Genomic DNA, 519 nt, shown 5'->3' with positions numbered 1-519 from the left:
GCGAGCTGTATGCCACGTTTGTGGGCCAGCTCGCCAAACTGCCGGATGACACGAAGATCTACCCCGGGCATGACTACATCGAGAACAATCTGAGGTTCACGTTGTCGCTCGAGCCGGAAAACGCCGCTGCCCGAGCCCTGCTTCCCCGCGTGGCCGGTCATGACCCGAAGACCTCGATCGTCACCACGCTCAAGGATGAAGAGCAGTTCAACACCTTCTTCCGGCTCACAAGCGCAAGTGTGATCGCCATGTTGCGGGAAAGCTTCCCGGATCTCCCGGAAGAACCCGATGCCAGGACGGTGTTTCTCAAGCTTCGCGAGTTGCGCAACAGGTGGTGACGCAGCAGGGCGCGGAACGTTGCCACTCACCGCAATCGGGCCATTTCTGTGTAGAGGCATCATCGAAGACAGAGAGGGGCCGAACCTCCGGGTTCACCCTCGCCAAAGCAGTCCCCGGCGGAAGCTGGCCCTAGCCAGCAAGACGCTCCAACGAGCGTTCGCTTTCAACTGGAGCGAAGGA

The 519-nt window shown here is 60.3% G+C and carries 1 protein-coding gene; it reads left to right on the top strand.

The window, feature by feature from the left end:
- On the top strand, window positions 1–338 hold a 338-nt coding region (locus SB772_RS39120), incomplete at its 5' end, for a hydroxyacylglutathione hydrolase C-terminal domain-containing protein (protein ID WP_410838403.1).
- Window positions 339–519: the final 181 nt, after the last annotated feature.

This window comes from Paraburkholderia sp. SIMBA_030 (assembly GCF_046535245.1).
GTDB lineage: Bacteria > Pseudomonadota > Gammaproteobacteria > Burkholderiales > Burkholderiaceae > Paraburkholderia.
This window is presented reverse-complemented; position numbering and strand designations above follow the sequence as displayed.